Source organism: Flavobacterium chuncheonense, from assembly GCF_042686145.1.
Taxonomy (GTDB): Bacteria; Bacteroidota; Bacteroidia; order Flavobacteriales; family Flavobacteriaceae; genus Flavobacterium; species Flavobacterium chuncheonense.
The window spans coordinates 346872-370749 of the sequence record NZ_JBHUPC010000012.1; the positions used below are offsets into that span (position 1 = coordinate 346872).

General features: G+C 34.8%; 26 protein-coding genes. 14 read left to right on the forward strand and 12 right to left on the reverse strand.

Annotated features, from left to right (window positions below; all coding sequences use genetic code 11):
• Positions 1–75 precede the first annotated feature (75 nt).
• From ACFS5J_RS05455 to menD, 5 genes are all read right to left on the reverse strand, one after another.
• On the reverse strand, positions 76–621 hold the full coding sequence (locus tag ACFS5J_RS05455; protein WP_379811047.1) for a chalcone isomerase family protein: 546 nt from the start codon (positions 619–621) through the stop codon (positions 76–78).
• 43 nt (positions 622–664) lie between these two features.
• On the reverse strand, positions 665–1591 hold the full coding sequence (locus ACFS5J_RS05460) for a YihY/virulence factor BrkB family protein (RefSeq protein ID WP_379811048.1): 927 nt from the start codon (positions 1589–1591) through the stop codon (positions 665–667).
• A gap of 3 nt (positions 1592–1594) precedes the next feature.
• Positions 1595–2452, reverse strand: coding sequence for a carboxylating nicotinate-nucleotide diphosphorylase (gene nadC, locus ACFS5J_RS05465; protein ID WP_379811049.1), 858 nt, complete (start codon positions 2450–2452; stop codon positions 1595–1597).
• 107 nt (positions 2453–2559) lie between these two features.
• Positions 2560–2904 (reverse strand): DUF2853 family protein, encoded by a 345-nt coding sequence (locus ACFS5J_RS05470; protein WP_379811050.1) that lies wholly within the window; start codon positions 2902–2904, stop codon positions 2560–2562.
• An 88-nt stretch (positions 2905–2992) separates the two neighbouring features.
• A complete protein-coding gene (menD, locus tag ACFS5J_RS05475) occupies positions 2993–4645 on the reverse strand; it encodes a 2-succinyl-5-enolpyruvyl-6-hydroxy-3-cyclohexene-1-carboxylic-acid synthase (protein WP_379811051.1) in 1653 nt (550 codons plus the stop codon).
• An 809-nt stretch (positions 4646–5454) separates the two neighbouring features.
• On the opposite strand from menD, the gene ACFS5J_RS05480 reads away from it, so the two are divergent.
• Complete coding sequence (locus ACFS5J_RS05480) at positions 5455–5952, forward strand: GNAT family N-acetyltransferase (RefSeq protein ID WP_379811052.1); 498 nt, start codon at positions 5455–5457, stop codon at positions 5950–5952.
• Here ACFS5J_RS05480 and ACFS5J_RS05485 read toward each other — a convergent pair whose 3' ends face one another.
• Positions 5953–6540, reverse strand: coding sequence for a glutathione peroxidase (locus ACFS5J_RS05485; protein ID WP_379811053.1), 588 nt, complete (start codon positions 6538–6540; stop codon positions 5953–5955).
• A 106-nt stretch (positions 6541–6646) separates the two neighbouring features.
• On the opposite strand from ACFS5J_RS05485, the gene ACFS5J_RS05490 reads away from it, so the two are divergent.
• A complete protein-coding gene (locus tag ACFS5J_RS05490; protein ID WP_379811054.1) occupies positions 6647–7021 on the forward strand; it encodes a potassium channel family protein in 375 nt (124 codons plus the stop codon).
• A gap of 30 nt (positions 7022–7051) precedes the next feature.
• On the opposite strand, the gene ccsA is transcribed toward ACFS5J_RS05490, so the two are convergent.
• On the reverse strand, positions 7052–10189 hold the full coding sequence (gene ccsA / locus ACFS5J_RS05495) for a cytochrome c biogenesis protein CcsA (protein ID WP_379811055.1): 3138 nt from the start codon (positions 10187–10189) through the stop codon (positions 7052–7054).
• 98 nt (positions 10190–10287) lie between these two features.
• Complete coding sequence (locus tag ACFS5J_RS05500) at positions 10288–11019, reverse strand: biotin--[acetyl-CoA-carboxylase] ligase (RefSeq protein ID WP_379811056.1); 732 nt, start codon at positions 11017–11019, stop codon at positions 10288–10290.
• A 94-nt stretch (positions 11020–11113) separates the two neighbouring features.
• Between ACFS5J_RS05500 and rsfS the strand changes: the two genes are divergently transcribed.
• From rsfS to ACFS5J_RS05540, 8 genes are all read left to right on the forward strand, one after another.
• Complete coding sequence (gene rsfS, locus ACFS5J_RS05505; RefSeq protein ID WP_379811057.1) at positions 11114–11485, forward strand: ribosome silencing factor; 372 nt, start codon at positions 11114–11116, stop codon at positions 11483–11485.
• An 8-nt stretch (positions 11486–11493) separates the two neighbouring features.
• Positions 11494–13428 (forward strand): ATP-dependent zinc metalloprotease FtsH, encoded by a 1935-nt coding sequence (gene ftsH / locus ACFS5J_RS05510; protein ID WP_379811058.1) that lies wholly within the window; start codon positions 11494–11496, stop codon positions 13426–13428.
• A gap of 100 nt (positions 13429–13528) precedes the next feature.
• A complete protein-coding gene (locus ACFS5J_RS05515) occupies positions 13529–14134 on the forward strand; it encodes a lactate utilization protein B/C (RefSeq protein ID WP_379811059.1) in 606 nt (201 codons plus the stop codon).
• A gap of 1 nt (position 14135) precedes the next feature.
• Complete coding sequence (locus ACFS5J_RS05520; protein WP_379811060.1) at positions 14136–14939, forward strand: phosphatidate cytidylyltransferase; 804 nt, start codon at positions 14136–14138, stop codon at positions 14937–14939.
• Positions 14929–15579 (forward strand): phosphatidylserine decarboxylase family protein, encoded by a 651-nt coding sequence (locus tag ACFS5J_RS05525; RefSeq protein WP_379811061.1) that lies wholly within the window; start codon positions 14929–14931, stop codon positions 15577–15579. Before ACFS5J_RS05520 ends, ACFS5J_RS05525 begins: the two co-directional genes overlap by 11 nt.
• On the forward strand, positions 15580–15861 hold the full coding sequence (locus ACFS5J_RS05530; RefSeq protein WP_379811062.1) for an acyl-CoA-binding protein: 282 nt from the start codon (positions 15580–15582) through the stop codon (positions 15859–15861).
• Between the two features lie 5 nt (positions 15862–15866).
• Positions 15867–16640: a superoxide dismutase gene (locus ACFS5J_RS05535; protein ID WP_379811063.1), complete on the forward strand. Its 774-nt coding sequence runs from the start codon at positions 15867–15869 to the stop codon at positions 16638–16640.
• A gap of 12 nt (positions 16641–16652) precedes the next feature.
• Positions 16653–17225, forward strand: coding sequence for a uracil-DNA glycosylase family protein (locus tag ACFS5J_RS05540; protein WP_379811064.1), 573 nt, complete (start codon positions 16653–16655; stop codon positions 17223–17225).
• Between the two features lie 54 nt (positions 17226–17279).
• Here ACFS5J_RS05540 and rocD read toward each other — a convergent pair whose 3' ends face one another.
• Together rocD and ACFS5J_RS05550 are read right to left on the reverse strand one after the other, a co-directional pair.
• Positions 17280–18524 (reverse strand): ornithine--oxo-acid transaminase, encoded by a 1245-nt coding sequence (gene rocD, locus ACFS5J_RS05545; protein WP_379811065.1) that lies wholly within the window; start codon positions 18522–18524, stop codon positions 17280–17282.
• A 104-nt stretch (positions 18525–18628) separates the two neighbouring features.
• Complete coding sequence (locus ACFS5J_RS05550) at positions 18629–19177, reverse strand: DUF1697 domain-containing protein (protein ID WP_379811066.1); 549 nt, start codon at positions 19175–19177, stop codon at positions 18629–18631.
• Between the two features lie 71 nt (positions 19178–19248).
• Here ACFS5J_RS05550 and rlmD point away from each other — a divergent pair, with 71 nt between their 5' ends.
• From rlmD to ACFS5J_RS05570, 4 genes are all read left to right on the forward strand, one after another.
• Positions 19249–20664, forward strand: a complete 1416-nt coding sequence (gene rlmD / locus ACFS5J_RS05555; protein ID WP_379811067.1) for a 23S rRNA (uracil(1939)-C(5))-methyltransferase RlmD — start codon at positions 19249–19251, stop codon at positions 20662–20664.
• A 7-nt stretch (positions 20665–20671) separates the two neighbouring features.
• Entirely contained in the window at positions 20672–21172 is a 501-nt protein-coding gene (locus ACFS5J_RS05560; RefSeq protein WP_379811068.1) for a DUF6452 family protein, read from the forward strand.
• A complete protein-coding gene (locus ACFS5J_RS05565) occupies positions 21144–21854 on the forward strand; it encodes a DUF6048 family protein (RefSeq protein ID WP_379811069.1) in 711 nt (236 codons plus the stop codon). The genes ACFS5J_RS05560 and ACFS5J_RS05565 overlap by 29 nt, the downstream gene beginning before the upstream one ends.
• 110 nt (positions 21855–21964) lie before the next feature.
• On the forward strand, positions 21965–22996 hold the full coding sequence (locus ACFS5J_RS05570; protein ID WP_379811070.1) for a glycosyltransferase family 9 protein: 1032 nt from the start codon (positions 21965–21967) through the stop codon (positions 22994–22996).
• Positions 22997–23060: 64 nt separating this feature from the next.
• Here the strand turns inward: ACFS5J_RS05570 and ACFS5J_RS05575 are convergent, their stop codons facing one another.
• Together ACFS5J_RS05575 and ACFS5J_RS05580 are read right to left on the reverse strand one after the other, a co-directional pair.
• On the reverse strand, positions 23061–23627 hold the full coding sequence (locus ACFS5J_RS05575) for an RDD family protein (protein WP_379811071.1): 567 nt from the start codon (positions 23625–23627) through the stop codon (positions 23061–23063).
• A gap of 1 nt (position 23628) precedes the next feature.
• Positions 23629–23868: a hypothetical protein gene (locus ACFS5J_RS05580; protein WP_379811072.1), complete on the reverse strand. Its 240-nt coding sequence runs from the start codon at positions 23866–23868 to the stop codon at positions 23629–23631.
• Positions 23869–23878: the final 10 nt, after the last annotated feature.

Here is a 23878-nt window from a genome sequence, read left to right on the forward strand (position 1 = left end):
AAAGTAATTCTCAAAAAATGAATTAAAAAAAACGTCCCCAAAAGGGAACGTTTGACACACAAAATTATAATTATATTACAAGCCTAACATTGCGGCTTTTAAATCCTTATCGGCAGGTTTATCCGACAACCAAATTCCAAAAAGTGCTTTTTTAAAATCGTGTCCTTCAATAACTCCCACTTTAACACCATTTTTATAAACCGTAACCCCTTCATTTGGTAAATTGGCAATTATGAATTGATCCCCTTTGTTTATCTTTTCTTTGAAGAAAGATTCAAATTTCGCAATTTTATCTTTCATTGGCTCTGTTTTGCCATTCAACGACTTTTCAAAACCTTCATTCACTGCAGTCATCATTTTTTCGGAAGTAATCATCCCAGATACAATATTTAAATTTATAATAGCACCATCTGTACTATTAATAATTGTTTTGGCATCTGAGGTTTTTTTGGGTAAATACAACGACCCTACATACAAATCAATCCAGTACTTTTCTCGAACACCCACTCCATTTAAAACAAAATCTTTACCTTGAAAAGTTAATTTATCTGAAACTTTAACTCCAGAAACTTCCTTTTGTGCTACACTCGAAAAAACTCCCGTAATAAGTAACACAAGCATTAAAAACATTTTTTTCATAGCAATACTAATTAATTATTCACCCCTAAATATATAAATTTTTTCTTTTCAATTTACTAATGGTAGCATTTAATTCAAATCCTAGTAAAAGTACCATACAGTTAATCCAGATGTAAAACATTAACACAAGAAGTGTACCAATTGATCCATAAAGCTCATTATACCGTGCAAATTTTTCCACGTATATACCGAAAATAAAGGAACTGACAATAATTAAAATAGTTGTAAAAATAGCCCCGTAACTGATAAAAGACAAGCCTTTAGTTTCTCGAGTTCCAAATTTATACAGTATAGAGGTCGTCATCAAGACCATTAAAACAACAAATAAATAACGTCCCCACTCTATCAAATAAATATCCTCATTTATCAAACCACGATGCTTAAACTTCTGTATTAAGACCTCAAAAAAAACAATTGCTATTACAGTAAAAATCAAGATAAAGGATAAGGTGAGTGAAATTAACAAGGCTACAAAATACTGCTTAAAATACCCTCTCGTTATGGTAATATGAGTTGACATCTCAAAGCCTCCTAAAATAGCATTTGTACCATTGGTCATTAAAAAAATAGATAATATAAAACCTGAAGAAAGTAAACTTTTGTAACTGTTATTCAAAATATCTTGAATAATTGCTTCAATAGCTTCAAACGTATTGGGTGGAACTCCTTGCTCCACGAACGTTAAGAAATCGCCTTGAAAATTATCAATAGGAATAAAAGGGATTAAGTTTAAAATAAATAAGGCAAACGGAAACAAGGCCATAAAAAAACTAAAGGCAACCGCACTTGCTCTATAAGAGAATGCTCCTTTTAAAATACCCAAAACATACATCTCTAGAATATCATACAACGACAATCCTTCTAAAGAACGCAACGATATCCCTTTTGCAAAGGCCACCAATTGTTTTACAACTGGTATTTTATTAAGCTTTTTCTCTATATTTTCCGACATGTATTACATCGCTTTTAAACTCAAATCCATATTGTACACCGAATGTGTTAACGCTCCTGATGAAATATAATTGACACCACATTCTGCATATTGACGAATGGTTTTCTCATTGATATTCCCCGAAGATTCCGTTAAACATTTTGAACCGATTAAAGCCACCGCTTCGCGAGTAGTATCATAATCGAAATTGTCCAATAAAATTCTAAAAACACCTTCCGATTGTAGTATCTCACGTACTTCATTCATATCGCGAGCTTCTACAATTATTTTCAAATCACGATTGGTTTCTTTTAAATATTGTTGTGTTTTGGCTATTGCTTTGGTGATACCTCCTGCAAAATCAATATGATTGTCTTTCAACATAATCATATCGTACAGGGCAAATCGATGGTTTTCACCACCTCCTATTTTAACCGCCCATTTCTCAATAGCGCGAATACCTGGAGTCGTTTTGCGCGTATCCAAAACCTTCGCATCAGTACCTTTTAACAAATCCGCATAAACGTGTGTTTTTGTTGCTATAGAACTCATACGTTGCATCGCATTTAACACCAAGCGTTCTGCTTTTAAAATGGATTGCGAACGCCCTTCCACATAAAAAACAATATCGCCATATTTCACCCTTTCGCCATCTTGAATCAAAGTTTCCACTTTCATGTCGGCATCAACATAAGCAAAAACCATTTTAGCAAATTCAACACCTGCAATTATCCCTTCATCTTTCACCAATAGTTTTGCTTTCCCCACTGCATCTGAGGGAATACAAGCTAGTGAACTATGATCACCATCTCCTACGTCTTCACGTATAGCATTGCTAATAATTAAATCTAATTCGTGTTTAAATTGTGCTTCTGAAATCATATGCTTAAAATTGAATTGCTAAGGTAGGCAATCCGTTGTATATTTTAAATGTTAAAACAAAAAAATCCCGCTATAATCGGGATTTTTAAAAGGGTACTGTGTCCCAATTATTTTGAATAAGCCGCTTCTTTTTTGAAGTGTTTCACTAGTAAGTAATAAAATACTGCCCTGTACTTATTTTTATTTGATTTTCCATATTGGTCAATAACGGCTGTAATAGCTGCATCCAATTCTGGTCCGTCTTTTAATCCTAGCTTTTTGATTAAAAAATTGTTTTTCACCGTTGCTAACTCTTTCTCATCAGTTCCTGAAACTGTTGACGAATCGGCATTGTATATAGAAGGTCCGCAACCAACAGTAACCGCAGTTAGAAGATCCATATCGGCTGTAACACCACATTTCTCTTTTAAATCTGCAGCGTACTTAACAATTAATTCATCTCTTTTACTCATAATAGTGTTTTTTAAGGTTGTTCAATACTTTCAAATTTAACAATATTTACCTAAAACCAATAAAAAACCAACATTAATTTATCATTAATTATAAATTCTTGAAATAATCTAATAAAATTGTGTTGTTTACTTTCTCTGGTGTAAAAACTTCTAAAATCATAGGCTTATCATTTTCTGTAAAAAATTGCTGCAATTGTGTTTCCAATGTTGCTTCATCCTTAGCAACAGCATAATTGAAATGGAACATTTTGGCCAAATGCTCAGCGGTTAAGCCGTGAGACGTTTCAAAATAGGTGTTAAACGTAGCGTTTTCTTTATGTCCGGGTAAAATTCTAAAAATACCTCCTCCACCATTGTTGATTAAGATGATTTTAAAATTTGCCGGAATATAATTGTTCCATAAAGCATTACTATCATAAAAGAAACTGATATCACCTGTTACCAAAACTGTTGGCGTAGCTGTAGCTACAGCCGCCCCTATTGCGGTTGTAGTACTTCCATCGATACCACTTGTTCCGCGATTACAGAATACCGATACACTAGCATGTACATCTACTAGTTGCAAATAACGAATAGCCGAACTGTTACTCATTTGCAACTGGCTATTTTGTGGCAACTTCTTACTTATAATTTCAAAAGCTTTGAAATCGGAAAAAGGAATACCCGAAACATAAGCTTGGTGTTTTGTTTTTCGATCGTTAAATATGGTTAAAGTATCCGATTTATATGTACTCGAAACCTCTTTACTTTTAACCAAAAGGGCCTTAAAAAAAGCATTCGGTGTCGTTGTAAAATGTTCGGTTAAGCATCCAAAAGTATCATAAGCTCTTAAAGTATCGATGTGCCAATGCGCTTTTGGCGTAAAACGTCGTAAAAAAGCTTTGATACGCTTTGACACCACCATTCCTCCAAAGGTCAGTAACACTTCCGGTTGGAACTTATCAAAATCAGCATCTGTAAAAGGCGTAATTAAGGTATCGATTTTAGCAATAAACGTTGGGTGGTGCAAGTTTGACGTTTTTTCAGTCAGTACGACCACACTCTCATCTTTTGCCCATTGCTCGATTATTGCAGCCTCAACAGTATTGGGAAACAACTCGCCTACTAGAATTAATTTTCGCTTAGCGGTATTCCAAATTTCCAAATGCGCATCGGTAAGTTCAAAAGGAGTCTCCACAACGGTAGGCGGTACAATTTTAGGAACAACTGACAACGCTTCTACTGTATCGTATAATGGTTCCTCAAAAGGCACATTGATGTGCACGGGACCACTTTGGGTTAATGCTGTATTCAAAGCCTCGTTGATTAAGGTATCATTTTCCAAAGAAGCTTCTTCCGATAAATTGGCATTGAAAAGCGAATGATTGGCAAATACATTTTCTTGTCGAATGGTTTGTCCATCCCCGATGTCGATTTTATCATGCGGACGATCGGCGCTTAAAACCACCAACGGAATTTGACTGTAAAAAGCTTCGGCTACCGCAGGGTAATAATTCAACAAAGCAGAACCGGAGGTACAAACTACAGCCACAGGCTGGCGCAATTGCTGTGCCATCCCCATTGCAAAAAAGGCTGCACAACGCTCGTCAACGATACTGTAACAAGTAAAAAAGGGATTATTGGCAAAACCTATGGTGAGTGGTGCATTACGCGAACCGGGAGAAATTACAATATGTTGTATTCCTTTTTCTTTACAAATTTCAATAAGACTTTGTGCTAAAGGAATTTTGGGATATATCATGTTGTTTTGAACTAAGTTTCCGAAGAACAAAGATACAAAGTAGTGACGATATGAAAGTCGGCCGCAAAAAATATGTCGCTAATTTAATTTCGTTTTAAAAAACACTTTTATAGCTGTTCCAATACCTCCATTTTGTACTAAACGTTTTCATGCACTACCCATGCATTATCCATGCTTTATCTATTGGATAAAAAATGATCAAAAAAAAGACAGTGGTTTCCCACTGCCTTTCCAACATAATAATAACAAAAATGATTAAAAAAATACACGCTTTTGCAAAAGCAAGCTTCCTTGCTTTTATTATAGAACATTATTAGCAACCCAAATTAAAAATTACTCCTTACCAAATACACTTGAATTAAAAACAGGTCCGCAAAAAAACTTCGTATGGCGCTTTATGTTTTTTCAAATATAAAAAAATAATTCAGAAATAGATTACAGATTTACTGTAGTTTTTGTTAAAATTTGATTTTTTAATTGAAATACTAACAAATTGTTTTAGAACAAATGCGAAATCCCACTATTGTAATTACAAATAATTCTCAATGGGACAAGCTATAAAAAAACACCTCCCTAACCCTCCTCGTGGAGGGAATTCCTCGTACAACTTTAGATTCTAAAACCGATTGAACTGTCCATAAATTAAATCCACTATTCACTACAATACTAAAAACGGCTTAGAAATCTGTAGTCGAGCTTTAATTAATTGAAAAAAGTGTAAAAAAACACCTCCCTCAGTATACTCAAGGAGGGAATTTCTGATAAAAAATCCTATAAAATATTGTTATCTTTACACTAAAATCATCGCTATGTTGTTCACGATACGCCCGTATGAAAAAGAGGATTGTGCTGCTATTTTGGATATTATCAATTACAATATCCTTCATTCTACCGCTTTGTACGATTATAACACGAGAAGTTTAGCACAACAGTCTACTATTTTTGAAGACAACCTTGCAAAAGGCTATCCCATTATTGTGGCGATAAACCCCAAAAATGAGGTGGTCGGTTTTGGATATTTTGGTGCTTTTCGCTTTCGGGAGGCGTATCAATTTACGGTAGAACATTCGGTGTATGTACACCCCGATTTTCAGGGGCATAAAATAGGGCATTTGTTACTTTCGCACCTAATCGAGTTGGCAAAAACACAAAAACGCCACACTATGATTGCGGTTATCGATTCCGAAAATCAAGGTAGTGTGGCGTTTCATGAAAAGTTTGGTTTTACAACCGTGGGTATTATCAAAGAATCGGGCTATAAATTTGACCGTTGGCTCGATTCGGTATTTATGCAATTAATGCTGTAATTATTTTCCTTCAATCCAGTTGATCACCATTTCATCATTTGGTAAAGTACGTGGGGAAACAACTAACTCCAATTCGCCTTTCTCGTTCAACAGGTATTTTTGAAAGTTCCATTCCACTTCGCTATCTGCAATACCATTTTTCTGCTTTTGTGTTAAGAATTGGTAAAGCGGGTGCATTTCTTTTCCTTTTACGGTAATTTTACTCATCATTGGGAAGGTTACGCCGTAATTGCGTTCGCAAAAAGTAGCAATTTCTTCGTTTGTTCCTGGCTCTTGACTCATAAAATCATTGGCTGGAAAACCCACAATAATGAAATTGTTGTTTTTATAATGTTCGTATACTTCTTCTAGTTGTTTGTATTGTGGTGTTAGCCCACACTTTGAAGCGGTATTGACTACCATAATTTTCTTTCCAGACAACGTAGCAAAATCAAAGGTATTGCCTTCAATATCTTCTACTGAAAACTGGTGAATAGAGGCTCTTTCCATAGTTGTATCGTTTACTTCTAGTTTTTTGTTTAGGTTTTCTTGTTGTTTACACCCTATTACCGTAAGGGCAAAAAGTAACAATCGGAATATCTGTTTCATTCTTTTTTTTTATTTCAAATATACAGCATTATTCGTACAACTGGGGTTAAACAAATCTAAAATCAAACATAAATTTGTAACTTTAGACACCACTAAACTATTGACTATGTTCTTTTTTCGCACTATCATATCGTTTTTACAAGATGACGAATATCGTGATTTGTTGATTACGACTTTATTAATTATTCTCACTGGAACCATTACCTATCACTATTTGGAAGGCTGGAGTTTGATTGATTCGTTTTACTTTTCGGTCGTTACTTTGACCACCATTGGTTTTGGTGATTTTGCGCCACAGACCAATATGGGAAAAATGTTTACGGTATTGTATATTGTTGTGGGTATTGGAATGATTTTAAGTTTTGTGAATACCATACAACACCACTACACGTATATGCGTTATCGAGAGAAAAAAGAAATTTTAAAGAATAAAGGTTTTGCCAATACTTCTAAAAAAAGCAATAAAAAAAGAGCGCAATGAGCGCTCTTTTTTTATGCCTATTTTTTATGCCTATTTTTTATAATGTTTGCGATACTTGAAGTAGGATAGTACGCTTAATATGATCACACTGATTACTGAAACGTATACAAAAGTAGGTGTTACCACTTTATCACCACTTGCATAAGAATGCAACCCTGACAAGTAGAAATTCACCCCGAAATACGTCATTAAAATCGAATAGAATGCAAATACACTAAACACATTGTAAATCCATTTTCCACGTAAACCGGGTACCAAACGCGCATGAATTACAAAAGCATACACCATAATACTGATTAACGCCCAAGTTTCTTTTGGGTCCCAACCCCAGTAACGACCCCAACTTTCATTTGCCCATTGTCCTCCTAAGAAGTTTCCGATGGTTAACATTACCAATCCGACTGTTAAAGCCATTTCGTTGATATAACTCAATTCGCTAATTGCTAATTTCATTCGCTCTTTATTCGCTTCCGTTGTAAACAACATTAAGAATAAGGCTACTATACCTAAAATCATTCCCAAGGTAAACGGACCGTAACTTGCCACGATTACCGCAACGTGAATCATTAACCAATACGAATTTAATACTGGTTGCAGATTTGAAATCGCTGGGTCCATCCAGTTCCAGTGTGCCACCATTAAAATCATTGATGCTACAAAGGCCGTAGAAGCTACTGTCAATTTTGATTTTCTACCGAACACAATACCAAATAACATTGTTGCCCAAGCTACATAAATCATACTCTCATACGCATCACTCCACGGTGCATGACCTGAGATGTACCAACGTGCCATTAAGCCTAGTGTATGCAATCCGAAAAAGAAAATAATCAAGCCGTAGAAAGCATTTACCGTATATTTGATTCCTTTGGAACTTGTAAACAATTGCACTATTGCAAAAGCCAACATTAACACTCCTGCTAACATATACAAATAGTACAAACGCTTGAAAATGTCGTATTTGTTATAAGTAATTTCGGCTTTAACTTTTTGTTCTGTAGGCATTACTTTAGCACCATAATTCCCTTGGTAATCTTTCAACCCTTTTAACAAACTATTTGGCAAAGTATAATCACCTGATTGTGATGCTTTATTCACGGCATCCAAATAAAATGGCAATATGTTTTTAACCGTATCCAAAACCGTGCCTGTAGGCTGGTTGATTTCTAAGTACGACAACCATTTGTTATTCGCATCATTTGGCAAAGGGAAAACACGCATGATTTCACCACTCAATGCGGAATACAATAGGTTTACGCGTTTGTCCACCTCAATAAAATCTTTTTGAAACTGATTTGGAATGGCAGCACGATAGGCTTCATCCAAAAATGGCGACAATTTATAACTTCCTTTTTCATCAAAGAAGTTTACCAGTGAAGCATATTTTGCTGTTTTTTCAATGCCCGCAATCTTTCGAATGCTATCGTTACCTCTTTTTAAATAAATAATTGGAAGGTTGTACCAATATTGTGGAAACTGCGTCATCGAAATAAACGCCTGATCGGCATTCATCCCTTCATACGTATCACTTTTCGATACTTTTCGCAACAATTCAGATGAGAAAGTATTTACCGGCTTCATACGTCCACCTGCATCTTGGATGACCATTTCTCCAAAAACATCTGCATGCTCTGGCGATACTTTGTATTTTTGAATGAACTCTAAAACTTTCGCATTATCCGTTTCCGTTTGATGGTTGTGGTCTTGTGCAAAAGCACCCCATGAAAGCAACAAAGCAATAACAGATAGTTGCGCTTTTTTCAACTTAATTTTTTCCAATTTCTTTTTCAAATCACCAAAACGTGATTTTTTATCGAATAAAATTAAAATCAATCCTAAGTATAATAAGAAGTACCCTACATAAGTAATGTTGGTTCCCCATGAATCATGATTCACCGATAAGATTGTACCTTTTTCATCTGGATCAAACATCGCTTGGAAAAAACGATAGCCTCTGTAATCTAAAATATGATTCATGAACACACTGTCTTTAAACGTGGTATTTCGTTCGGTGTCTTGAATTTCCAATTTTGACTTGAAAGCTGCATAACTCTTTTCGGTACCTGGATATTTATCGGCCACAAAATCGTCTAATTTCAAACTAAACGGTAACTCGTACACTTTACTTCCAAAGAATAGGGTAAAATCTAAAGCTCCAACTGTAATACTTTGTGGTACTCCTTGTTTTCCTTTTGCTCCTGGCAAGGTAAGCTTTTCTTCTTTCCCTTGTGATTTGATGGTTACCACCAAAGCATCATCGGTTTGTTTGTCTTTAAAATCGTTATTCGACACATAGGTCAACGCTCCTTTAATCGCTGGATCTGGAAATACAAATTGCGAACCAGCAACATTATATAACGAACGTAAGTTTAACGGCTGAACCGAATCTTTTACGACCTCTCCTTTCATTTGATCGGCCATACGCATAAAGTTTCCTTCAAAAGGCGTTTGAATTAAATAAGCCCCTTCCATGTGCGTGATGTTGATAGCACCTTGCGTAAACTTATTGAAAGCAAAAAGTACGTTGTGAATGTTTTGTACTTCTCCTTCCTTTAAAAAGTGTTCGTGACGGCTTCCATCCCCTGATTCTACCATTTTCAAATACAAAACACCATCCTCGTTTGCTTCGATAGACTGCGTTGCATTCATGATAAAATTATCGTATACAATTTCGAAAGGAATTTTATTGAATTGTCCTTTGATTGAAAAATCATTATCTGTAACAGATGAAAGATACAAACCTTCTTCAAAGGTTAACCTTTTCATTTCCCCTTCATACTCCCCATCGACAAATGCTGTCACGTATGTTTTGTCGGAATACATCACATTTGAAGATTCTCCTTCACGAATTGGCATTACCCCTTCGTAACTAATATAACGTGTTACAAAAGCTCCGATAATGATGAAGATAAAAGCCAAGTGCAATACTAGTGTAGTCCACTTCTCTTTTTTATGCAATTGGTAACGCTTAATGTTTCCAATAAAGTTGATTACAAAAATTACCATGATGGCTTCAAACCACCAAGCATTGTAAATCATAATTCGCGCTGTTTCGGTATTGTATTCGTTCTCAATAAAAGTCCCTGCTCCCATAGCAAAAGCAAAAACCAAGAACAAGACAGCCATTAATCGTGTTGAAAACAAAAAAGCGTATATTTTTTTATCCATTTTAGGGGTAAATTTTTTAACGGCTACAAATGTACTTAAAAAGAAAAACTTTTAAATAAGTTTAACAAAGCTTTACCCATTTTTAAGAAACAGTATCACTAATACAATAATTTCACTTGTTTGGTCTCAAAATTTACGAATACTTCATCCTCCAATTCTATTTGCAACAAGCCCTCCTCTGTCACTTTACGGATGATACCAACGAAATGTTGGTTGTTGCGATCTAAAAAGGTAGAAGGTTTATCTTTTCTAAAAAGCAAGTCATGATACGCATTCCACAATGTTTCTTTTGAAAATTGACCTAAACTTTCAACTTTATCCTTTATCTGTTTACCAATCTGTTCCAAAAGTTCATCCCGATCCGAAACTGTTCCAGTCAAAGCTAAAAGAGAAGAAGCTTGTGGTAAATCTTCAAATAAGAGTTGGTTCACATTAAGTCCTATACCGATAACTGAACTGATTTCATTGGTACTTTTAAAACTATTCTCAATTAAAATCCCAGCTATCTTCTTATTTTCTGCCAAAATGTCGTTCGGCCATTTAATGGCCACATTCGGAACTTGTCGTTTTTGAAGTACTTCTACAATCGCAATAGGGACAAGAATATTAAGGAGAAAAAAACCATATTGATTAAAATCAAAATCGCCCACATACATACTAAACGTTAAGTTTTTACCCGATTCCGTAACCCAAGTATTCCCTCTTTGTCCTCTTCCTTGCACTTGATTATCCGTTACAACAATTGTAAAATTTTCGACTTTTTGAGCAACTGACAATTCTTTTAAAAAACTATTTGTTGAAGCAATGGCATTGAGTTTGATGATGTTCATTTTGAAAAAATGTGACAAATTAGTTTTAATCTTATGTTAAGGTTCAAAATTAAACACAAAAAATGATAACTTTGCATAAACTTAAAAATATTAAATGACAAATAATACCACAAGTAACGACGATTTATTAGCGAATATCTTAAAGGGGATTGAGGACGTTAAAGGAGAAGATATTGATATTCTAGACCTAAGAGAAATTGACAACACTGTTTGTGACTACTTCGTAATTTGTAATGGAAATTCTAACACTCAAGTAAACGCCATTACCAATTCCATACAAAAAGCTGTTTCTAAAGAATTAAAAGAAAAACCATGGCATGTTGAAGGAACAGAAAATGGTGAATGGGTTTTAATGGACTACGTAAACGTAGTTGTACATGTATTCCAAAAACACATACGTGAATACTACAACATTGAAAACCTTTGGGGTGATGCTAAAATCACTTCTATTCAAAGCAAATATTAAAAAACGCTATGGCAAAAGAAAATAATCAAAATCCAAAATTCAAAATCAGCCCTTGGTTGGTTTACGGTGTAATTCTTGGAGCTTTATTGCTTTTTTCAGTTTTCGGAAGTGGGTTTGATTTAAACAACCCAAGACCTATTACGCTGTCAAAATTCCACCAATATTTAGACTCTAACCAAGTTGCTAAAGTTGATTTCAACAAAAGTAAAGCTACCGTTTATTTAAAAGAATCGGCTTTACAAAACAAATCACATGAGGCGGTAAAGAATGATGTTTTTGGAAAATTAAACGTAAAAGGACCGCATTACTTTACTGAAATCGGTAATGACGAGTTATTTGAAAAAAACTTACAAGAGGCTAGTCAGAAAGGTTTAATTGACGACTATGAGAAAGAGCCGGATAGTGCTTGGGGTGAAATCTTATCGATTTTCTTACCTTTCATTTTAATAGCAGGACTTTGGATTTTCATGATGCGAAGAATGTCTGGCGGCGCTGGAGGTGGTGGCGGACAAATTTTCAGCATTGGAAAATCAAAAGCCAAACTATTTGACGAAAAGAACGATGTGAAAGTAACATTTGAAAATGTTGCGGGACTTGAAGGTGCTAAAGAAGAAATTCAAGAAATTGTAGAATTCTTGAAAAATCCGGAAAAATACACCTCTATTGGGGGTAAAATTCCAAAAGGAGCTTTATTAGTAGGCCCTCCGGGTACTGGTAAAACTTTATTAGCCAAAGCAGTAGCCGGCGAAGCAAAAGTACCTTTCTTTTCGCTTTCTGGTTCTGATTTCGTTGAAATGTTTGTAGGAGTTGGTGCTTCTCGTGTTCGCGACTTGTTCAAACAAGCTAAAGAAAAATCACCTGCTATCATCTTTATTGACGAGATTGATGCTGTAGGAAGGGCTCGTGGCAAAAATAACATGTCTGGATCAAATGACGAACGTGAAAATACTTTAAACCAATTGTTAACCGAAATGGATGGTTTTGGTACCAATACTAATGTCATAGTATTAGCAGCAACTAATAGAGCGGATGTTTTAGACAAAGCTTTAATGCGTGCTGGTCGTTTTGACCGTCAAATTTATGTTGACTTACCAGACATCCGAGAACGTAAAGAAATTTTTGAAGTTCACTTGAAACCGATTAAAAAATCGGAAGAATTGGATACTGAATTTTTAGCCAAACAAACTCCTGGATTCTCAGGTGCTGACATTGCCAATGTTTGTAACGAAGCCGCTTTAATTGCAGCTCGTAAAGACAAAAAATCGGTAAACAAACAAGATTTCCTTGATGCGGTTGACCGTATTGTAGGTGGACTTGAAAAGAAAAATAAAATTGTTACCCCAGAAGAAAAGAGAGCTATCGCTATTCACGAAGCAGGTCACGCTACTGTAAGTTGGATGCTTGAACATGCTGCTCCACTTGTAAAGGTAACTATTGTACCACGTGGTCAAAGTTTGGGTGCCGCTTGGTATTTACCAGAAGAGCGCTTGATTGTTCGTCCAGAGCAAATGCTTGACGAAATGTGCGCCACTATGGGTGGACGTGCAGCTGAAAAAGTAATTTTTGATAAAATTTCTACTGGAGCATTAAGTGATTTGGAAAAAGTAACCAAACAAGCAAGAGCTATGGTTACCGTTTACGGTCTTAACGACAAGATTGGAAATATCACGTATTACGATTCATCGGGTCAAAGTGAATATAGTTTTTCAAAACCATATTCAGAAGATACTGCTAAAATCATTGATACTGAAATATCAGCATTAATCGAAAACCAATACCAAAGGGCTATTCAGCTTTTAAAAGACAACAAAGATAAATTGGTTGCCTTGGCGGATATTCTTATTGAAAAAGAAGTGATTTTCAAAGACGATTTGGAAGCCATTTTTGGAAAAAGACCTTTTGGGAAAATTGACGAAAACTTACCGGAAACTATAATCGAATAAATAAATTCAACTTTAGATAAAAATCTTAGCTCATTTCATTTTTTGAGCTAAGATTTTTTTTATCTTTGAATCAAACTATAAAAACACCTCCTAAAAATACATGAGTCTTTTTAGAAAAATTTTTGGAAACTCTAGTGATAATTCAAAAGGCGAAGAAAAAAAAGAAGAAAAAAGCCCTTACACGCCTGATATTAAATTACCTATAGACGAAATGTTCACCTACCATTTTAAAAAAAATGGCGGGAAGTTCATCTATTGTGAAAACTTAGAGGAGGTAAAAGAAAATTTCATTAACATTTTAGAAGAGAACGATTGGTTTGAAAGAGATGTTATTTGTTTCGAGCCGCGCCTAAATTTATTCCTTGACGAGAATAAATTGACGTATCAGAATCCTAAAAACCCTAGTTTCATCTTTTCTTCGTGTGAAAATTTAATTGCTGATGAGGGATCTATCCTATTTTCCTCCAATCAATTCAAACATTACAAACCAAATGAACTACCGATTAATATGGTAGTTTATGCTACTACAAGCCAACTTGTAGGTAATAAAAGTGAAGGTTTACGCTTTATCAAAAATAAATATGATAAAGAAATCCCAACCAACATTACAACTATTAAATACTTTGAAAAAGTAAAAGAAGAAGACTTTTTACATTACGGAAGTTGCCACAAAAACTTGTACCTTCTTTTACTTGAAGATCTTTAGAATGAATGAAACTTTAAAAAGAGCGCTTTCGGGCGCCGTTTACATTTTATTGCTATTATCCTGCATCTTGTATTCCAAGGAAAGTTTCAATCTTTTATTTGGTGTGTTTTTAGCAATTGCCACCTTTGAATTTTCAAAACTTATCGCTGTAAATTTTATCATCCCAACGGTTACTGCACTAGCACTTTACGCTGTATTTTACAATTCTACTTACAGCCCTTTTGTAGATACTTCGCTTACTGCCGTTACTATACTCACTTCACTTGTATTGGTTTACTTTTTGTTTGACAAAAAAGCCGTAACCCTTACTCCTTTTTTAAAATACCTTTCCTTATTTGGTTACATCATATTCCCTTTTATCATTTTAACCAAAGTTCCCATGGGTGTCAAAGGTTACAATCCAAAAATTTTAATTAGTATCTTTATATTAATTTGGATCAATGATACATTTGCTTATTTGGTAGGCAAAAACTTTGGAAAACACAAATTACTGCCAAGTATTTCCCCTAAAAAGACCATAGAAGGATTTATTGGCGGAATTGTATTTGCTATAGTTGGCGGTATTGTAATCGCCAAATATTTCACACATGCGTCGCTTTTTATTTGGACGATTATTGGATTAATAGTTGGTGTTTTCAGTACATTAGGCGATTTGATTGAATCCAAGTTCAAACGAGTTGCAGGAGTAAAAGATAGCGGAAATATCATGCCTGGACATGGCGGTATTTTAGATCGATTGGATAGTATTATATTTGTAGTTCCATTTATATATTTATTTTATTTAATTTTAAATTATGTTTCATAAAGAAGGTGCCAAAATTATTTTCATCACATTATTAATTGTTGTTGGAATTATCTTTGTAAGTGATGCTTTTATTAGCATTTCATGGTTAAGAAATATTTTAATTGTTTTAGCCATAGGTTTACTTGTGCTGGTTTTACAATTTTTCAGAAATCCAAAAAGACCGGTTGACAATAGTGACAACCACATTTTAGCACCTGTAGATGGAAAAGTAGTTGTTATTGAAGAAGTTTACGAACCCGAATATTTCCAAGACAAACGTTTAATGGTTTCGATCTTCATGTCACCGTTAAATGTTCACGTAACGCGTTACGCGCTAAATGGTGTTGTAAAATACAGCAAATACCACCCAGGTAAATATTTGGTTGCATGGCATCCCAAAGCTAGTGAAGAAAACGAACGTACTACAGTTGTTATCAACAATAGAATTTACGGTGAAGTTATGTACCGTCAAATTGCAGGAGCATTGGCAAGACGTATTGTAAATTATGCCGAAGAAGGCATGCGCGTTATACAAGGAAAAGACGCTGGATTTATTAAATTTGGTTCGAGAGTGGATATTTATTTACCTTTAGGTACTGAAGTTGATGTAAAATTAGGTCAGAAAGCTATTGGTGCTAAAACTGTTATTTGCAAAAAATAAATGACTGAAAAAGATTTAGATACTTTATTTGATGAGGCATTTGAAAATGCCAATAGAATACCACAAGAATCGGTACCGCAGGATATGCAGTTGGTATTGTATGGCCTTTACAAACAAGCTACAAGTGGTAAAATAAATCCTATTGCATCAAATAACAATTTAGATTTACGAAATGCTTTCAAACTTAATGCTTGGATGCAGGTTAAACACTTAACCATTGACCAAGCCAAAGAAGAATACATTGCTATCATTAATCAATTGTTGAAAGAACGTAATTTGTAATCATTATGCGATTTTTCATTACAGCTTTAACCTTTCTATCCTTATTAGGATGTAAAGATAATAGCAATTTGGTAAGAGTTGCTATTCCTGAACCAGAGTCGGCTACTCTAGAAGCTACTAGTTCGAGTCCTAAAGATTTCAAAGCAGAAGGAAAATTTCAGTTAATTGAAGTTCCTTATGATTTTAATGCGTTTGAAAACGCCATTGACGCCAGAACTATGGAAATTCACTTTAGCAAACACTATTTGGGTTTTGCTAACAAACTCAACACCATAGTTGCTGCTCAAAAAAAAGAGAATTTATCCATTACCCAGTTATTGGCCATAGTTGACGATATTGACTCTGATCTTAAAAACAATGCAGGAGGCTACTACAATCACCATTTGTTTTTTGAAGGATTGAGTAAAGATCGTAATCAAAAACCTTCAGAAGAATTAATGCAAGCGTTCACAACGGATTTTGGTTCTTACGACAACTTTGAAGTGGAATTTAAAAAATCATCCAATACCTTTTTTGGTTCTGGTTGGGTTTGGCTAATTGTGACTCCAGAAGGAAAACTTGTAATCACTACAACGCAAAATCAAAACAACCCACTTATGTTCGATGCTGCTGTAAAAGGCAAACCCATTTTAGGATTGGATTTATGGGAGCACGCTTATTATTTGAAATACCAAAACAACAGAAAGAAATATGTGGATGCATTTTTCGATATTATCAATTGGAAAAAAATTTCCGAACGCTATTCTAAAATTAAATCTATAAATCCGCCGCCTATGTAGCGGATTTTTTTTATGCAATCCTTACACCACGAAATATTACAATGTACCCACTGTTCCGAACACTTACCGCTTGGACCTAATCCTGTTGTTCAAATTAGTAGAACGGCTAAAATTCTAATTATCGGACAAGCTCCAGGGGTTAAAGTTCATCAAACCGGAATTCCGTGGAACGATGCTAGTGGTAAACAATTACGCCATTGGCTTCAACTTTCGGAAGAGATCTTTTATGATGCAACCAAAATAGCGATAGTACCTATGGGCTTTTGTTATCCCGGCAAAGGCAATTCGGGTGACTTACCACCACGTAAAGAGTGTGCTCCACTTTGGCACGACAAAATCATTTCAGAAATGCCCGATTTAAAACTCACACTTCTTATAGGGCAATATGCCCAAAAATACTATTTGAAGACTTCAGTAAAATCAAACCTTACAGAAACAGTTGCGCATTTCGAAGCATATTTACCCGACTTTTTTGTACTACCACATCCCTCACCTCGGAATCGCTTTTGGATGCAACAACATCAATGGTTTGAAACCAAAGTGGTACCTGTGCTTCAATCCAAAGTAAAATCGATTTTATACTAAAAAAAACACCCATTCAAAAGTGAACGGGTGTTGCCATTATTCTCGATATAACGATTAGTTTTCGAATTGCTTTAACGTTTTTACAATAATCGAAACACAATCCATTAATTGTTCTTCGTTCATTACCAAAGGTGGTGCAAAACGGATGATATTACCATGCGTTGGTTTGGCCAATAAACCGTTATCACGCAATGCCAAACAGATGTTCCAAGCTGTATCACTCTCTTCTGTATCGTTAATTACTACAGCATTCAACAAACCTTTTCCACGCACTAAAGTTGCAATGGATGACGTTTGAATGTACTTATCCAATTCCGAACGGAACAATTGTCCTAATCTTTCTGCATTTTCTGCTAATTTTTCTTCTTTAACCACTTCTAATGCTGCGATTGCCACAGCAGCTGCGATTGGGTTACCTCCAAAAGTAGAACCGTGTTGCCCCGGTTTGATAACATTCATTACAGCATCATTTGCTAAAACTGCCGATACTGGATAAACACCACCTGACAATGCTTTTCCTAAAATTAAAATATCTGGTTGTACGTCTTCGTGTTGTACTGCTAATAATTTCCCTGTTCTTGCAACTCCTGTTTGTACTTCGTCTGCAATAAACAAAACATTATTTGCTTCACATAACGCCTTAGCTTTTGCCAAATATCCTTCACTTGGCACGTATACCCCAGCTTCTCCTTGAATAGGCTCTACAAGAAAACCAGCAATATTTTTTGATGAAGTCAATGCTTTTTCTAATGCCTCAATATCATCGTAGGCAATTTTTATAAATCCTGCCGTGTAAGGTCCGAAATTCTTACGTGCATTTTCATCATTTGAAAAAGAGATAATCGTTGTTGTTCTCCCGTGAAAGTTGTTTTCACAAACAATTATTTGCGCTTCATTTTCATGAATACCTTTCTTTTCATACGCCCATTTTCTACAGATTTTCAAAGCGGTTTCAACTGCTTCTGCCCCAGTATTCATAGGTAGTACTTTGTCAAAACCAAACGTTTTGGTTATATACTCTTCGTACACCCCTAATTTATCATTGTAAAAAGCACGCGAAGTCAATGTTAACGTTTGTGCTTGTTCCACCATTGCCCCAACAATTTTAGGATGACAATGTCCTTGATTTACTGCAGAATAGGCTGATAAAAAATCGTAATATTTTTTACCCTCTGCATCCCATACATAAACACCTTCTCCTTTACTTAAAACTACTGGTAGTGGATGATAATTATGTGCACCATACTTATCCTCTAACTGAATTGCTTCCGCTGAACTCATTTTTGCTAAAACTGACATTTTGATATTTTTTTGCTTTAAAAAATCGCAATTCCTTCTTCAATCGGAGAGAAATCATCCGTCGTTTACAAAAATATAAATTAATACAGAGCTTTCAAAAAGGCTTAGCTCCTTTCTTTATACATTTCCAAGAGTTTTGTTACAGTATTCCAATTGCGTATGGTAGCTGTAACATTTAGTTTTTTTTCTATATACTTTTGATCAAAACGTGTTTTACCTGCTCCAATAGCATACTGGATAAAAATTTTATTTCCGTCAATTTGGGCTTCATCTGGTTTTACTTGGCTCATCTTTAAATCGTTCATCGCACCAGCCGAAAGTTCCTTTGATATAAAAGCCACATACAACTTTTTAGTATCGACATTTGAAGCTTTTAGAAATGCATTATTGGCAAAACAAGCCTCCAAATCTGACATACCTATTACAACAACCGGCACCTCATATCCAAAGACTTTGAAAATCTCTTGTTTGATTTGAAAACCAACACTCGCCGCATTCGTTTCATCGGTATCCACAAAAACATTACCCGATTGAATGTAGGTTTCTACGTTTTTGAAACCGTAATTTTCTAAGGCGCTTTTCAAAGTGTCCATTTTCATCATGTTGTGTCCCGAAACATTAATCCCTCTAAGTAATGCTAAATGTGTTTTCATTTGTATTTTTGAATTTGCTATAAAAGTAAAATATTTTATTAAATACCACGAACAATCCTTATTTTTGCGCTATGGGAAGAAAGAGAACAGAACGAATCGTATTCGAAAACGTAAAAGTCCTTGATGCTGGTGCAAAAGGCGTTTCAGTAGCAAAGGCTCCTGATGGAAAAGTAATTTTTATTCCAAATGTAGTACCCGGAGATGTTGTAGATGTACAAACGACGAAAAAGCGCAAGGCTTACTACGAAGGAAAAGCTACTGTTATTCATGAATTTTCAGAAGACCGCGTTGATGTGGTATGTGACCATTTTGGTGCCTGTGGCGGATGCAAATGGCAAAACATGAGTTACGAAAAGCAATTGTTTTATAAAAATCAAGAAGTATACAACAACTTAAAACGTATTGGCAAAATTGACATGCCGGATTTCGAACCTATTTTAGGCTCGGAAAAGCAATTTTTCTACCGTAATAAAATGGAATTTGGATTCTCCAATGCCCGTTGGATGACTGACGAAGAAATAAAATCGGGGAAAGAGTTTGAACATAAAAATGCTTTAGGATTCCATATTCCAAAAATGTGGGATAAAATATTAGATATTGAAAAATGTCACTTGCAACAAGATCCATCGAATGCTATTCGAAACGAAATCAAAAATTTCGCAGTAGCCAATGCTTTGGAGTTCTTTGACGCTCGTAATCACGAAGGGTTGTTGCGAACTTTAATGATTCGTACAGCTTCAACAGGAGAGATCATGGTTCTCATTCAGTTTTTCAAGGAAGATAAAGCCAAACGTGAATTGTTGTTAAACTTCATTGCGGAACGTTTCCCTGAAATCACTTCGTTGCTTTATGTGATTAATGGTAAACCAAATGATACCATTTATGATCAAGATATTAAACTTTTCAAAGGAAGAGACTATATTTTAGAAGAAATGGAAGGTTTACACTTTAGCATTAATGCGAAGTCATTTTACCAAACCAATTCTGAACAAGCCTACGAACTGTATAAAATTACCCGCGAATTTGCAGGTTTAACTGGAGAAGAATTGGTGTACGATTTGTATACTGGAACTGGAACTATTGCACAATTCGTATCGAAAAAAGCGAAAAAAGTAGTTGGTGTTGAAGCAGTACCAGAGGCAATTGCTGATGCAAAAGAAAATGCAAAACGCAACAACATTACCAATTGTGAGTTCTTCGTAGGGGATATGAAAAATGTGTTCAACGATGCTTTCATTACAACTCACGGTCACCCTGATGTTATTATAACCGATCCACCACGGGATGGTATGCACAAAGATGTAGTGGCGCAAATTATAAAAATTGCTCCTGAAAAAGTAGTCTATGTAAGTTGTAATTCTGCAACACAAGCGCGTGATTTGGCTTTACTTGACGAAATGTACCGTGTAACTCGTGTACGACCAGTTGATATGTTTCCACAAACACACCATGTGGAAAATGTTGTTTTATTAGAAAAAAGAAACTAATTAATACATGAAAAAATACATTTTACTAACACTTTCTATCGTTCTTTCGGCTTCCTTCTGGAATTGTGAAAAAGACGATATTTGTGCTGAAGGTACCCCCACTACTCCTAATTTGGTTATCGAATTTTACGACACTACTACAGGTGAAGTAAAGAATGTTACCAATTTGGGTGTGATTGCTACAGGACAAGAGTCAGGTTTTTCCTATTCAAATGTTAGTAAAATTATTTTTCCACTTAAAACCTTTCAAGATACTACCGTAATTCAGTTTGTTCAAAATGGCACTGATGAAGACACTACAAACGACAACAGTGACGAGATTACCTTTAACTATATGCGTTTAGAAACGTATGTGTCGAGAGCTTGTGGCTTCAAAACTACTTTTGAACTCGACTCTACAGAAGGGGCTGTATTAACTACAGACACCGATAACTGGATACAAAATATTACAATTGCACAACCTTCAATAATAGATGAAAATGAAACACATATTAAAATTTACTTTTAGTCTTGTTGTTTTATTTTCCATTGTTGGAAATGCACAAGATACGATTTCAAAATACCCACAACGTTACGGCTTAAGAGTTGGTGTTGATTTACATCGTCTTACAAAATCATTATACGATAACCATTATAGAGGGTTAGAAATTGTAGGAGATTATCGCCTATCAAAGAAGTTTTACATAGCAGGTGAATTTGGCAATGAAGAAAAAACCGTAGATGACGACCGTTTGAACTTCACTACCAAAGGCAACTATTTAAAAATTGGATTTGATTACAATGCCTTTGAAAATTGGCTAGATATGGAAAACATGATATATACAGGTGTTCGCGTTGGTTTTAGTTCATTTGACCATACCTTGAATTCGTATAAAATTTTCCAAGCCTATCCAATAGCAGAAGGTACTTACACCAATTATTATGGTGAAAATGAAATTACAACTAGTCAAAAATTTAGCGGATTGAATGCCACTTGGATTGAAATTATTGGCGGTATCAAGGCTGAAATCTTCAATAACCTCTATTTGGGATTTTCGGTACGTCTTAATTATCTGACTTCTGATAAAAAGCCTAGCGGATTTGACAATTTATACATTCCAGGTTTCAATCGCACTTATGATGGTAAATTTGGCGCAGGTTTCAATTACAGTTTAAGTTATTTTATACCTATTTACAAAAAGAAAGAATAACTTCTGTCACAAAAAAGCCTATTGTAATGTTTGGAAAAGGCAACAAAACAAAATAATACTTTGTTGGCATATGTTTTTTTGTACTTTTGGCTAATCTCATAATTAAAAAAATGACCCCTTTAGCCAGAATAAATACATACCGAAGAAAACTAACGAAAGGTTTAACTAAAAACATTGGTAAAAACCAATTTTTAAAACCGGACTCCAATCCAAAAAAAATACTGGTTATACGTCCGAACCACCGATTGGGAAATACTATACTTATTACCCCACTGATAGCGGAAATATCAAAACAATTTCCAGATAGTAAAATCGATTTATTTGTAAAAGGTACAGTTGCCAAAGCCGTATTTGAAAACGCTCCAAACGTAGATCAATTTTTATGCTTACCAAAAAAACATTTTAAGGAACTTTTCCAATATTTTAAAACTTGGTTCCAACTGAGCTTTAAAAAATACGATTTGGTTATCAATACCAACAAAGGCTCCTCTTCTGGAAGATTAGCTACTACTGTTGCACGTGCTCCTTTTAAATTTTATGGAGAAATCAAAAACAATCCATATGCTCATCTTCCCGATTATGAACATTTTGCAAAGTTCTCCATTTATAATTTCTGGGAATACCTGGAACAATCCGGTAAAAAAATTACTCAAAAAAACATTCCGCTTTTAGCATTAAACCTTACAGAAACAGAAATTGAAACAGGGAAAACGAAATTAAATCAAATTATAGCAAATCCTGAAAAACCTACTATTGCGCTATTTACTTTTGCTACCGGTGCCAAATGTTATTCTGAAGAATGGTGGAATTCATTATATGCGGATATGCTAGTTGAATTTAAAGATTACAATATTGTAGAAATTCTACCTGTTGAAAACGTATCGCAAATTCAATTTAAAGCGCCTACTTACTACAGTAAAGACATTCGTGAAATAACAGCTTTTATGGCTAACACCCAATTATTCATTGGTGCTGACAGTGGCATGATGCATTTATCAACTTCTAGTGGTACTACAACCATTGGTCTGTTCCATATCACCGACCCATCACGCTATGAACCTTATGGAAACAAAAATTGCAGTTTAAATACCAATGACTTTTCGCAAAAAGCAATTATTCAAGAAATTAAAAATCGATTATAATTTTTTAAAACAAAAAAAGCTCCAATTTAATTCTCTAAATTGGAGCTTTTTTTATGAAATCTAATTATACAGGATTGTTCATTTGTTCCTTTTGAAGCTGTTTTATTTTTAGTAATTCTTCTTTTGGTACTACATATGTCTGAGACCATCTATCATGCCATCCATAGCTATAATCATCTCCCAAACAAGAAAGAGCATCAAATGGAATCAATCTAAAAATAGATCTTGCAGCGATTTGCTTTAAGTTTGGCTTATTTCCATACTCGTCAATTACTACATTACCCGTTAAAAACTTCCCTGGCGTTTGTTGCCAATAAAATTCACAAATAAAATACATTAAAGGATAACCTAAAAGCAAAAAAAGTGAACCATAATACTGAATATAAATAGTTGAAATTCCGATTCCATCCAATATTAAACTAAAAAAACCAATTAGAAACTGAAATGAGATTATAAGAACTTGAAAAAAAATTGAATCAACAAAGAAATGTCCAAATCTTGGAGCAGTCTTCACTGTTTTAATTCTATAATTGGTAATATACTCCTCCACATCACGAACCCTATCACCAAATTCGTCTACATAATAAATTGTTCTACTTCTTTCTTCTTTTAATTCAGAAATTTTCAGCATCTTATTTTACTTCTTTAATTCCTTTTACAAAAACCCATTTCATAAAGATTTTACCGCCATCTCTAGTTTCTACAAATTGAAATTTGGGACCTAATACTATAGAAATTGCAAAAGCCGTTATTGAAACCATAAAACCTTGCAATGGTGTAAATTGCTGAATAGCAAACATAGCCGGTACATAAATTACTATAAAACTCAGCAAATTGTATAAAAATGCTTTTATCTTTTTGTTTTGTAACATCTCTTTAAGT

Bases quoted from the DNA above. Each gene is read 5' to 3' on its own strand.
- ftsH (WP_379811058.1), top strand. From the start codon at position 11,494: ATGGCAAAAGAAAATAATCAAAATCCAAAATTCAAAATCAGCCCTTGG.
- ACFS5J_RS05550 (WP_379811066.1), bottom strand. From the start codon at position 19,177: ATGAAAACACATTTAGCATTACTTAGAGGGATTAATGTTTCGGGACAC.
- ACFS5J_RS05530 (WP_379811062.1), top strand. From the start codon at position 15,580: ATGACTGAAAAAGATTTAGATACTTTATTTGATGAGGCATTTGAAAAT.
- ACFS5J_RS05515 (WP_379811059.1), top strand. From the start codon at position 13,529: ATGAGTCTTTTTAGAAAAATTTTTGGAAACTCTAGTGATAATTCAAAA.
- ACFS5J_RS05580 (WP_379811072.1), bottom strand. From the start codon at position 23,868: ATGTTACAAAACAAAAAGATAAAAGCATTTTTATACAATTTGCTGAGT.
- nadC (WP_379811049.1), bottom strand. From the start codon at position 2,452: ATGATTTCAGAAGCACAATTTAAACACGAATTAGATTTAATTATTAGC.
- ACFS5J_RS05455 (WP_379811047.1), bottom strand. From the start codon at position 621: ATGCTTGTGTTACTTATTACGGGAGTTTTTTCGAGTGTAGCACAAAAG.
- ACFS5J_RS05560 (WP_379811068.1), top strand. From the start codon at position 20,672: ATGAAAAAATACATTTTACTAACACTTTCTATCGTTCTTTCGGCTTCC.
- menD (WP_379811051.1), bottom strand. From the start codon at position 4,645: ATGATATATCCCAAAATTCCTTTAGCACAAAGTCTTATTGAAATTTGT.
- rlmD (WP_379811067.1), top strand. From the start codon at position 19,249: ATGGGAAGAAAGAGAACAGAACGAATCGTATTCGAAAACGTAAAAGTC.
- ACFS5J_RS05565 (WP_379811069.1), top strand. From the start codon at position 21,144: ATGAAACACATATTAAAATTTACTTTTAGTCTTGTTGTTTTATTTTCC.
- ACFS5J_RS05525 (WP_379811061.1), top strand. From the start codon at position 14,929: ATGTTTCATAAAGAAGGTGCCAAAATTATTTTCATCACATTATTAATT.
- ACFS5J_RS05490 (WP_379811054.1), top strand. From the start codon at position 6,647: ATGTTCTTTTTTCGCACTATCATATCGTTTTTACAAGATGACGAATAT.
- ACFS5J_RS05575 (WP_379811071.1), bottom strand. From the start codon at position 23,627: ATGCTGAAAATTTCTGAATTAAAAGAAGAAAGAAGTAGAACAATTTAT.
- ACFS5J_RS05470 (WP_379811050.1), bottom strand. From the start codon at position 2,904: ATGAGTAAAAGAGATGAATTAATTGTTAAGTACGCTGCAGATTTAAAA.
- rsfS (WP_379811057.1), top strand. From the start codon at position 11,114: ATGACAAATAATACCACAAGTAACGACGATTTATTAGCGAATATCTTA.
- ACFS5J_RS05485 (WP_379811053.1), bottom strand. From the start codon at position 6,540: ATGAAACAGATATTCCGATTGTTACTTTTTGCCCTTACGGTAATAGGG.
- ccsA (WP_379811055.1), bottom strand. From the start codon at position 10,189: ATGGATAAAAAAATATACGCTTTTTTGTTTTCAACACGATTAATGGCT.
- ACFS5J_RS05520 (WP_379811060.1), top strand. From the start codon at position 14,136: ATGAATGAAACTTTAAAAAGAGCGCTTTCGGGCGCCGTTTACATTTTA.
- ACFS5J_RS05500 (WP_379811056.1), bottom strand. From the start codon at position 11,019: ATGAACATCATCAAACTCAATGCCATTGCTTCAACAAATAGTTTTTTA.
- ACFS5J_RS05480 (WP_379811052.1), top strand. From the start codon at position 5,455: ATGTTGTTCACGATACGCCCGTATGAAAAAGAGGATTGTGCTGCTATT.
- rocD (WP_379811065.1), bottom strand. From the start codon at position 18,524: ATGTCAGTTTTAGCAAAAATGAGTTCAGCGGAAGCAATTCAGTTAGAG.
- ACFS5J_RS05540 (WP_379811064.1), top strand. From the start codon at position 16,653: ATGCAATCCTTACACCACGAAATATTACAATGTACCCACTGTTCCGAA.
- ACFS5J_RS05535 (WP_379811063.1), top strand. From the start codon at position 15,867: ATGCGATTTTTCATTACAGCTTTAACCTTTCTATCCTTATTAGGATGT.
- ACFS5J_RS05570 (WP_379811070.1), top strand. From the start codon at position 21,965: ATGACCCCTTTAGCCAGAATAAATACATACCGAAGAAAACTAACGAAA.
- ACFS5J_RS05460 (WP_379811048.1), bottom strand. From the start codon at position 1,591: ATGTCGGAAAATATAGAGAAAAAGCTTAATAAAATACCAGTTGTAAAA.